At 73.6% G+C, this 10,956-nt stretch carries 7 protein-coding genes; all 7 read left to right on the forward strand.

What is annotated here, in order from left to right; all coding sequences use genetic code 11:
• Positions 1-68: 68 nt before the first annotated feature.
• Positions 69-1,199: a histidinol-phosphate transaminase gene (gene hisC / locus FOE67_RS06755; protein ID WP_182661472.1), complete on the forward strand. Its 1,131-nt coding sequence runs from the start codon at positions 69-71 to the stop codon at positions 1,197-1,199.
• Between the two features lie 452 nt (positions 1,200-1,651).
• Complete coding sequence (locus FOE67_RS06760) at positions 1,652-3,172, forward strand: cytochrome ubiquinol oxidase subunit I (protein ID WP_182661479.1); 1,521 nt, start codon at positions 1,652-1,654, stop codon at positions 3,170-3,172.
• A gap of 85 nt (positions 3,173-3,257) precedes the next feature.
• On the forward strand, positions 3,258-4,379 hold the full coding sequence (gene cydB, locus FOE67_RS06765; RefSeq protein WP_182661481.1) for a cytochrome d ubiquinol oxidase subunit II: 1,122 nt from the start codon (positions 3,258-3,260) through the stop codon (positions 4,377-4,379).
• 123 nt (positions 4,380-4,502) lie between these two features.
• Positions 4,503-8,321, forward strand: coding sequence for a thiol reductant ABC exporter subunit CydD (gene cydD / locus FOE67_RS06770; protein ID WP_182661474.1), 3,819 nt, complete (start codon positions 4,503-4,505; stop codon positions 8,319-8,321).
• A 15-nt stretch (positions 8,322-8,336) separates the two neighbouring features.
• The gene (locus FOE67_RS06775; RefSeq protein ID WP_182661476.1) at positions 8,337-10,073 is read left to right on the forward strand and encodes a GAF domain-containing sensor histidine kinase; all 1,737 of its coding nucleotides are present in this window, start codon (positions 8,337-8,339) and stop codon (positions 10,071-10,073) included.
• 92 nt (positions 10,074-10,165) lie between these two features.
• Complete coding sequence (locus FOE67_RS28985; protein ID WP_228473626.1) at positions 10,166-10,468, forward strand: hypothetical protein; 303 nt, start codon at positions 10,166-10,168, stop codon at positions 10,466-10,468.
• Between the two features lie 32 nt (positions 10,469-10,500).
• Entirely contained in the window at positions 10,501-10,788 is a 288-nt protein-coding gene (locus FOE67_RS28990) for a type II toxin-antitoxin system PemK/MazF family toxin (RefSeq protein WP_323384381.1), read from the forward strand.
• Positions 10,789-10,956: the final 168 nt, after the last annotated feature.

Genomic DNA, 10,956 nt, shown 5'->3' on the forward strand with positions numbered 1-10,956 from the left:
GGCGGGACCGGGAAGGGACGTCGGCCGGGGGATGGGCCCCGTCGCCCTTTCCTCCTAAAGTACGGAGGATGAGCTCTCCGACGCCCTCGCCGATCCCCGCCGCGGACGCGCCGACCGGCACCGGTCCCCGTCTGCGCGCGGTGCTGGACGACATCCCGACCTACCGACCGGGGCGCTCCGCCGGCCCCGGCACCGATGGCGGCCCGGTGCCGTACAAGCTCTCCTCCAACGAGAATCCCTACCCGCCGCTGCCCGGTGTGCTGGAGGCGGCGACCACCGCCGCCGGCGGGTTCAACCGCTACCCGGACATGTTCTGCGGGGCTTTGACGGCCGAGCTCGCGGAGCGGTTCACGGTGCCGGTGGAGCACCTGGCGACCGGCACCGGCTCGGTGGGGGTGGCCCAGCAACTGCTCCAGGCCACCGCCGGCCCGGGCGACGAGGTGATCTACGCCTGGCGGTCCTTCGAGGCGTACCCGATCATCACCCGGATCTCCGGGGCGACCTCCGTGCAGGTGCCGCTGACCGCCGGCGAGGACCACGATCTGGACGCGATGGCGGCGGCGATCACCGACCGCACCCGGCTGATCTTCGTCTGCAACCCCAACAACCCGACCGGGACCGCGATCCGCCGCGCGGAGCTGGAGTCCTTCCTCGACCGGGTGCCGGGGGACGTGCTGGTGGTGCTGGACGAGGCGTACCGGGAGTTCGTGGACGACCCGCTGGTCCCCGACGGCCTGGACCTGTACCGGGAGCGGCCCAACGTCTGCGTGCTGCGGACCTTCTCCAAGGCGTACGGCCTGGCCGGGCTGCGGGTGGGCTTCGCGGTGGCGCACGCGCCGGTGGCGGAGGCACTGCGCAAGACGGCGGTGCCGTTCGGGGTGAGCGGCATCGCCCAGGAGGCGGCGATCGCCTCCCTGCGCGCGGAACCGGCGCTGCGGGAACGGGTGGCACAGCTGGTGGCCGAGCGGGGGCGGGTCTCGGCGGAGCTGGCCGGGCAGGGCTGGACGGTGCCGGAGACCCGGGCGAACTTCGTGTGGCTGCGGCTGGGCGCGGAGACCACGGGGTTCGCGGCGGCCTGCGAGGCGGCCGGGGTGCTGGTGCGGCCGTTCCCGGGCGAGGGGGTGCGGGTGACGATCGGCGAGCGGGAGGCCAACGACCTGTTCCTGCGGGCCGCGGCGGAGTTCCGCAAGGGCCGGTAGACCCGAGCGGGGAGCCTGCCGGCGCCCGGGGAGGGACCGGCGCGCGCCCTACCGTATGAGGGCCGGCGCGGGGCGTCCACGGACGCGGCCGCGCCGGTCCAGCCCGTTTCCGGGCGCGGACGGGGGCGTGCGGAGTTCACGGGGGACCGGGGAGACCGGTCTCACACCCCCGGGGCGCGAAGGGTGCGCGGGCATGGGGGATACTTGCTTGTGAATGTGAATACGTTCACAAGCTGGCCTTGTCGTATTCGCTGTTCGCCTTCTCGTCCCGTCGTGTCCCGGCCGGACGGGTCGGACGGATCCGGCGCACCGGGTGAGACCCCGCCCGGGCCGGTACCCGACCGCCCGACCCCCGACCGGGAGCCGACGGCCGGGGACGAGCACCGAAGAAGGAGAGCACCACCGTGGACCCAACCGCCGCGGCCACAGCCATGAACCTCACGGGTGATCTCGTGGGCCTCGCCCTCGCGGACGAGACCCTCGCCCGGTGGCAGTTCGGCATCACCACCGTCTACCACTTCCTCTTCGTCCCGCTGACGATCTCCCTGGCGACCCTCGTGGCCTGCCTCCAGACCGCCTGGGTGCGCACGGGGAAGGACCGCTACCTGCGGGCCACCAAGTTCTGGGGCAAGCTCTTCCTGATCAACATCGCCATGGGCGTGGTCACGGGCATCCTCCAGGAGTTCCAGTTCGGCATGAACTGGTCCGACTACTCCCGCTTCGTCGGCGACGTGTTCGGGGCCCCGCTCGCCTTCGAGGCGCTCATCGCCTTCTTCTTCGAATCCACCTTCATCGGTCTGTGGATCTTCGGCTGGGACAAGCTGCCCAAGAAGCTGCACCTGGCGACCATCTGGATGGTCGCGGTCGGCACCGTGCTGTCCGCCTACTTCATCCTCGCCGCCAACTCCTGGATGCAGCACCCGGTCGGCTGGACCTACAACGAGGAGGCGGGCCGGGCCGAACTCACCGACTTCCTCGCCGTCCTCACCCAGAACACCGCCGTCGCCCACTTCGCCCACGCCATCACCGCCGCCTTCCTCACCGGCGGGGCGTTCGTCGTCGGCATCGCCGCCTGGCACCTGCGCAAGGGCCGGCACGTCGAGGTGATGCGCACCTCGCTGCGCCTGGGCCTGGTCACCGTGGTCGTCGGCGGCCTGCTCACCGCCGTCAGCGGCGACCACATCGCCAAGATCATGTACGAGCAGCAGCCGATGAAGATGGCCGCCGCCGAGGCCCTGTGGGAAACCGAGGGCCCCGCCCCCTTCTCCGCCTTCGCCGTCGGCGACGTCGACGAGGGGCGCAACGTCGTCGCCATCGAGATACCCGGCCTGCTCTCCTTCCTCGCCCACGGCAACTTCTCCGACCCGGTCCCCGGCATCAACGACACCAACGAGGCCCTGCAGGAGGAGTTCGGACCCGGCGACTACCGGCCCAACATCCCGGTCGCCTACTGGAGCTTCCGCTGGATGATCGGCTTCGGCATGATCTCCTTCGCGCTGGGCGTCGCCGGACTGTGGCTCACCCGCCGCAAACTCTTCCTCTCCGACCGCCTCCGCGAGAAGGCCGCCGACACCGAACGGGTGCCCATCCTCGCCCTGACCCGCGACGGCGAACTCGGCCCCACCCTCTCCCGGTGGTACTGGCGACTGGCCGTCCTCACCCTCGCCTTCCCCCTGATCTCCAACGCCTGGGGCTGGATCTTCACCGAGATGGGCCGCCAGCCCTGGGTGGTCTACGGCGTCCTGCCCACCTCCGCGGGCGTCTCCCCCAACGTCTCGCAGGGCGAGGTCATCCTCTCGATGAGCGTCTACACCCTGCTGTACGCGGCGCTCGCCGTCATCGAGGTCAAGCTCCTGGTCAAGTACGCCAAGGCCGGGCCGCCCGAACTGACCGACGCGGACCGCAACCCACCCACCCGCATCGGCGGCCACGACCGCGAGGACGCCGACCGCCCCATGGCCTTCTCCTACTGAGCGGCGAAAGGAGCACCGTCCCGTGAATCCCATCGACCCGACGAACCTGTCGAGCCTGTCGAGCCTGGCGAACCCGGCGAGTTCCGTGCACGCCGCACTCGAACCGCACGCGCTCACCGTCGTCTGGTTCTCCCTGATCGCCGTCCTGTGGATCGGCTACTTCTTCCTGGAGGGTTTCGACTTCGGCGTCGGCGTGCTGACCCGGGGCCTGGCCCGCGACCGCCGCGAACGCCGGGTGCTGATCAACACCATCGGCCCCGTCTGGGACGGCAACGAGGTCTGGCTGCTCACCGCCGGTGGCGCCACCTTCGCCGCCTTCCCCGAGTGGTACGCCACCCTCTTCTCCGGCTTCTACATCCCGCTGCTGCTCATCCTGATCTGCCTGATCGTGCGCGGCGTCGCCTTCGAGTACCGCTCCAAGCGGCCCGAGGAGCGCTGGCAGCGCAACTGGGAGCACGCCATCTTCTGGACCTCCCTGCTGCCCGCCTTCCTGTGGGGCGTGGCCTTCGCCAACATCGTGCGGGGCGTGCCGATCGACGCCGACGGCGAGTACGTCGGCAACCTCTTCGACCTCCTCAACGGCTACGCGCTGCTCGGCGGCGCGGTCACCCTGTTCCTCTTCACCTTCCACGGCGCGGTGTTCATCGCGCTCAAGACGGTCGGCGAGGTCCGGGACCGGGCCCGCGCCCTGGCGGGCGGGCTGGGGCTGGTCACCGCCGCCCTGGCGGTGCTCTTCCTGGGCTGGACCCAGTTGGGCACCGGCACCGTGTGGTCGCTGATCGCCCTGGTGATCGCCGCGGGCGCGCTGGTGGCCGCCCTGTTCGCCAACCGGGCCGGGCGCGAGGGCTGGGCCTTCGGCCTCTCCGGCGTCACCATCGCCGCCGCCGTGACCATGCTCTTCCTGACCCTCTACCCGGCGGTGATGCCCTCCTCGCTGAACGCGGAGTGGGACCTGACGGTGGTCAACGCCGCCGCCACCCCCTACACCCTGACGATCATGACCTGGGTCGCGGCCATCGCCACCCCGATCGTGCTGCTCTACCAGGGCTGGACGTACTGGGTGTTCCGCAAGCGGATCGGGGTGCAGCACCTCGCCCCCGACCCGCACGGGCCCACCGACGGCGGGACCGGACCCGACACCACCGGGCCCCGCACCCCCGACGCGCCGGGCTCGCCCGACGCGCCCGATCGCGTGCCGACCGCCTGACCACCGCGTCGGCCACCGACTCCCGGCCCCGTCCCCCCTCACCGACGGACCGGGACCCCCGGCCGGCGCCGGTTACCCCCGACCGGCGCCGGCCGACCGCCCCCGCACGGAAGACGGATCGTCATGAAGCCCGTGGACCCCCGCCTCCTCCGCCACGCCCGCGCCACCCGCGGGTTCCTCGTCGGCTCGGTCCTCCTCGGCCTCCTCAACGCCGGCCTGGTCATCGCCCAGGCCGTGCTGATCGCCGACATCGTCGTCGGCTCCTTCCAACAGGGCCTCGGCTCCGACGAACTCACCGGCCCCGTGGCACTGCTCGCCGCCACGGCGGTGGGCCGCGCCCTGGTCTCCTGGCTCACCGAGCGGGCCGCCCACCGGGCGGGCGCCGCCGTCAAGTCCGAGCTGCGGATGCGGCTGGTCGAGCACGCCGCCGCCCTCGGCCCCGGCCGGCTCGACCACCGGCGCAGCGGCGAACTCGCCGTGCTCGCCGGACGCGGCATCGACGCCCTCGACGACTACTTCGCCCGTTATCTGCCCCAGCTCGGCCTCGCCGTCGCGGTCCCCGCCGCCGTCCTGGCCGTCATCCTCACCGAGGACCGGGTCTCGGCGGCGATCATCCTCGGCACCCTGCCGCTGATCCCGCTGTTCATGGTTCTCATCGGCTGGGCCACCCGCTCCCACATGGACCGGCAGTGGCGCCGGCTGAGCCGGCTCTCCCACCACTTCCTGGACGTGGTCGCCGGCCTGCCCACCCTGAAGGTGTTCGGCCGCGCCCGCGCCCAGGTGGAGAACATCCGGGCCATCACCGCCGACTACCGCCGCACCACCGTCCGCACCCTGCGCATCGCCTTCCTCTCCTCCTTCGCCCTGGAACTGCTCGCCACCATCTCGGTGGCGCTGGTCGCCGTGACCATCGGGATGCGCCTGGTGCACGGCGAACTCGACCTGCACACCGGCCTGGTGGTGCTGATCCTGGCCCCCGAGGCGTACCTGCCGCTGCGCCAGGTCGGCACCCACTACCACGCCGCCGCCGAGGGCCTGTCCGCCGCCGACGAGGTGTTCGGCGTGCTGGAGACCGAGCGGCCCCGGCCCGGCACCGACCCGGCCCCCGACGCGCGGACCGCCGCGCTGCGGCTGGAGCGGGTCACCGTGCGGCGGGAGGGCCGCGCCGGTGAGGTGCTGCGGGAGCTGGACCTGACGCTGCCCCCCGGCGGGACGGTGGCCGTGGTCGGCCCCTCGGGGGTCGGCAAGACCACCCTGATCAACGTGCTGCTGGGCTTCGTGCGCCCGGAACCCGGCGGGCGGGTGCTCGTCGGGGACCGCGACCTCGCCGACCTGGACCCCGACTCCTGGCACCGGCAGGTGGCGTGGGTGCCGCAGCACCCCCACCTGTTCGCCGGCACCATCGCCGAGAACGTCCGCCTGGCCCGCCCGGACGCCGACGACGCGGCCGTGCTCCGCGCCCTGCGCGACGCCGCCGCCGACGCCGACCTGCCGCCGGGGCGCCGGGTGGAGGAGGGCGGCACGGGTCTGTCCGCCGGTCAGCGGCAGCGGGTCGCACTGGCCCGGGCCCTGCTCACCGAACGCCCGGTGCTGCTGCTCGACGAACCGACCGCCGCGCTGGACGGCCTCACCGAGGCGCGGGTGCGGGAGACCCTGCGCCGGGCCGCCGCCGGACGGACGGTGCTGATCGTCACCCACCGGCCGGCGCTGCGGGACCTCGCCGACCGGGTGGTGGAACTCCTCCCGCCGACCCCGCTCCCGGCGGGGACCGACGGGGAGGCGGCCGCCGGCCCCGGCGGTGCCGCCCCCGCCGACGGAGCGGACCGCCCCCGGGTCACGGGTGACGCGACGGGCCCGGCAGGTGCCGGGGACACGCTTCCCACCGGGGCACCCGTACCGACCCCGGCCGGCACGCCCGGGGAACCCACCGCCCCCGGCGGGTGGATCCTCGGCGACTTCCTCGACACCCGCGAGCCCGACGCCGGCGACACCCCCACCGGGAACGACACCCCCGCCGGGCAGGGCACCACCCCCTCCACGGCCGGGATCGCCGCCCGGGCGGTGCGCCGCCTCCTGCCGGCCGGCCGGAGCACCGGCGCCCGTCGTCTGCTGCGCGACGCCGCCCGCCCCCGGGCCGGGCGGCTCGCCCTGACCGCCGTCTTCGGCGCCCTGGCCCTGGCATCCGCCACCGGTCTGATGGCCGTCTCCGGCTGGCTGATCTCCCGCGCCTCCGAACAGCCCCCGGTCCTGTACCTGATGATCGCGGTCACCCTCACCCGCACCTTCGGCATCGGCCGGGCCGTCTTCCGGTACGTCGAGCGGCTGCTGGGCCATGACGCGGTGCTGCGGATGCTCGCCGACCTGCGGGTGACCGTCTACGGGCGACTGGAGCGGCTGGCCCCCGCCGGGCTGCGCCGCACCCGGCGCGGCGACCTGCTCTCCCGCCTGGTCTCCGACGTGGACGCCCTCCAGGACCACTGGCTGCGCTGGCTGCTGCCGGCCGGCGCGGCGGCGGTCGTCTCCACGGCCGCCGTGGTCTTCACCGGATGGCTGCTGCCGGGTGCCGGCGCGGTGCTCGCGGCCGGCCTGCTCGCCGCCGGCGTCGGCGTCCCCCTGCTGACCGCGGCGATCGCCCGCCGCACCGAGCGGCGGCTCGCCCCGGCCCGGGGCCGGCTGGGCACCCGGGTGGTGGACCTGCTCACCGGCACCGGCGAGTTGACCGTCGCGGGCGCGCTCCCCGGCCGGATCGCGGCGGTGCGCGACAGCGACCGGGAACTCACCGCCCTGGCGGCCCGGTCCGGCTCGGCGACCGCCTCGGCGGCGGGGCTGAGCGCGCTGGCCGCCGGCCTGACCGTGGCCGCCGCCGCCTGGGTGGGGGCGGCGGGGGTGGCCTCCGGCGCCCTGGCCGGGGTGTGGTTGGCGACGGTGGTGATGGTGCCGCTCGCCGCCTTCGAGGCCGTCAACGGCCTGCCGGTGGCGGTGCAGCACCGGCAGCGCGCCGGCCGGGCCACCGAGCGGGTCGCCGAGGTGCTGGACACCCCGGACCCGGTGCGCGAGCCCGCCGAACCGGCCGAGCCGCCCGCCGAGCCGTTCCCGCTGGTGGTGCGCGGCCTGACCGCGCGCCACCCGGGACAGTCCCCGGAGGCCGCCCCCGCCCTGTCGGGCGTGGACCTGGAGCTGACGCCGGGCCGCCGGATCGCCGTGGTCGGCGCCTCGGGCGCGGGCAAGACGACACTGGCCCTGTGCCTGCTGCGCTTCCTGGACCCGGAGGCCGGTTCGTACGTCCTCGGCGGCGTGGACGCGACCTCCCTGCGCGGGGAGGACGTGCGGCGGACGGTGGGTCTGTGCGCGCAGGACGCGCATCTCTTCGACAGCACGCTGCGCGAGAACCTGCGGCTGGCGCGCCCCGGCGCGGGCGACGGTGAACTGCGCGCGGCGCTGGACCGGGCGCGACTGCTGGAATGGGTGGACGGCCTGCCCGCCGGCCTCGACACCCCCGTCGGCGAGCACGGCGCCGAGCTGTCCGGCGGCCAACGGCAGCGCCTGGCACTGGCCCGGGCCCTGCTGGCGGACTTCCCGGTGCTGCTGCTGGACGAGCCGGCCGAGCACCTGGACACCGACACCGCCGACGCGCTCACCGCCGATCTGCTGGCGGCCACCGCCGACCGCACCACCCTGCTGATCACCCACCGGCTGGTGGGTCTGGAGGAGGTGGACGAGGTGCTGGTGCTGGACGGCGGCCGGGTGGTGCAGCGCGGCCCGTACGCGGAGCTGGCCGGGGCCGCGGGACCGTTCCGGCGGATGCTGCGGGCGGGCGGGGCGACGGAGGCCGCCGGGAACGGGACCGGGAACGACGCCGGGCGCGCCGTCGCCCCGGAGCCGTCCGAGGACCGGAAACCCCGCACATCCGGACAGATCCGACTTTCCTCACCGGTCGGGTGATTCTAGGCTCGCATCATGACAGGGACAGCGCGGCGCGGCTCCGCCGGCCGGTCGGGGCACCCCGGGGACCCGGGCGGGGCCGCCCCGCCCCGTGACGCCGACACGGCGAACGGTGGCTCCCCCGAGCTGTCCGGGCGCATCCCCCGCCTGCTGCGCGCCATGGTCACCATCGGCGGCGACGTCGAACTGCACACCCTCCTGGACCGGGTCACCGAGGCCGCCGCCGAACTGGTCGGCGCCCGCTACATCGGCATCGGCGTCCTGGACGAGGAGGGCGGCATCGGGGAACTGGTCACCCGGGGGGTCGAGCAGGAGGTCATGGAGCGCCTGATCAACCTCCCCGACCGCGACCGGCGGATCTCCGCGATGCTGGAGAATCCCCGCCCGGTCCTCATGGACGACATGACCGAGGACCCCCGGTACGGCGGACTGCCCGGCCCCGACGGCGTACCCGCCATCCGGTCCCTGCTGGGTGCCCCCATCCGGGTGCACGGCGCCGGCTTCGGCGGCCTCTACCTCGGCGACCCCCGCCCCGGCGTCTTCACCCGCGACGACCTCCAGATCTGCCAGATCCTCGCCACCGAGACCGGCATCGCCATCGGCAACGCCCGGCTCTACGAGGCGGTGCGCCAACGGGCCCGCTGGATGGACGGCAGCGCCGAGCTCTCCACCTCCCTGCTCTCCGGCGACGGCGACAACGCGCTGGCCGTGGTCGCCGAGCAGGCCCGCCGGCTGGCCGACGCCGACGCCGGCCTGGTGCTCCTCCCCGACGAGGCGGGCGGCCTGGTGGTGGTCGCGGTCAGCTCCACCGAACCCATGGGGCTGATCGGGGCGGAGATCCCGCCCGGCGGCTGGGCCAACGAACTGCTGCTCTCCGGGGAACCGGCGTTCGTCGAGCACACCGAGGACGACCCCTGGCGCTTCACCCACCTGGCCGGCCGGTACGGGCCGAACATGCTCCTGCCGCTGGGCAGCGACGGGAAACTGATCGGCGTCCTGTCGGTGCCCCGGGCCCCCGGCGCCCCCCGCTTCACCTTCGCCGAGCGGGCGATGGCCACCCAGTTCGCCCAACAGGCGGCGCTGGCGCTGCTGCTCACCGAGGCCCGTCGGGACCGCGAGCAGCTCGCCGTCTACGCCGACCGCGACCGGATCGCCCGGGACCTGCACGACCTCGTCATCCAGCGGCTCTTCGCCACCGGGATGCTGCTGGAGAGCGCCGGTCGCGCGGCGGGGGACCCCCGGTTGGCGGCGCGCATCGGCAAGGCGGTGGACGAGCTGGACGCCACCATCCAGGAGATCCGCACCGCCATCTTCGCCCTCCAACAGGGCCCGGAGGAGGCCCCGACCGGCCTGCGCACCCGGGTGCTGCGGGAGACCGGCACCGCCGCCCGGTCCCTGGGCTTCCAACCGTCCGTCTCCTTCGTCGGCCCGGTGGACGCCCGGGTGGACGACCTGATCGCCAAGAACATGATCGCGGCGGTCCGCGAGACCCTCTCCAACGTCGCCCGGCACGCCGGCGCGAGCCGGGTGGAGGTGACCGTGGACGTCACCGAGCCGCTGCCGGACGGGCGGGCGGCGGTGCGGCTGACCGTCACGGACGACGGGGTGGGTCTTCCCCCCGAGGGCACGGGACGGCGCAGCGGGCTGGTGAACCTGCGACGCCGGGCGGAGTCCCTGGGCGGCGGCGCGGACTACGGCCCCGGCCCGGACGACCGGGGCACCTCCGTCCGCTGGTGGGCCCCCCTGGAGTGAGCGGCCGAAGGCGGGACGGCGGACTCGCCCAGCCGGGGTGAAGCATTTTGTGCAGCTTGTCGGGAATCAAAAAATGCATCACGCTGTGCATCATGTCTGCGCCCACCCGGAAAAGCATCCCGATAACAGAAGAAGACCAGTCCATCGCCACCCGTATCCGCGACACGGACAGCAGCGAACGTGCGGCTCTCCTCGCGCTGGGAGTGGAGCTGTCCTCCCGCCCCTCCGAGGCCGAGGTGCTTCATGCTCTGCTCACCGCGGGGCGCAAAGCCGTCGAAGAGGGAGCGATGCTCCATGGATATGCCGCCCTCGCCGCACAGGAGGACGAGGAGGATCGCGAGTTCCACGCGGCCATGCGCGGGCGACGACGCGGCGCCGGGGAAGAGGAGGCGTAGCCGTGTCGGAGATCATTCCGATCAGGGGGCGGGTGTACACGGCCGACGTGGGCCATGGCGGAAAGCCCTGGCTGGTCGTATCGAACAATGCTCGCAACACTCACTTGAAAGACTGTCTCGCCACTCGTATCACCACGAGCACCAAGCCACCCCTCCCCTCGATCGTGGAATTGAGCACCGCCGATCCACTCGCGGGAAGAGTGCTGTGCGATGACCTCGTCAATCTCCACCGGTACGAACTGCTGGAGGATCGTGGAGCTCTGTCCCACCACACCATGCTGAAGGTGAGTCAGGGGCTCCGAGCCGCTCTGGCCATCTGATACCACCTTCGTGCGAACTGCGCAGGAAGGGGGTGCCCTGAAAAAGGAGCATGGCCTCATCCTCATGGGCAGGTGAAACCGGCAAGTCGGGAGGGCAGGTCCATAACCGCCGGCGAGCGGGCGGTGACGCGCATAGCGTGAGGGGATGACCCCCTCATCCCCCACTTC

Origin of the sequence: Streptomyces calidiresistens (genome assembly GCF_014141525.1) — a bacterium.
Classification (GTDB): Bacteria; Actinomycetota; Actinomycetes; order Streptomycetales; family Streptomycetaceae; genus Streptomyces; species Streptomyces calidiresistens.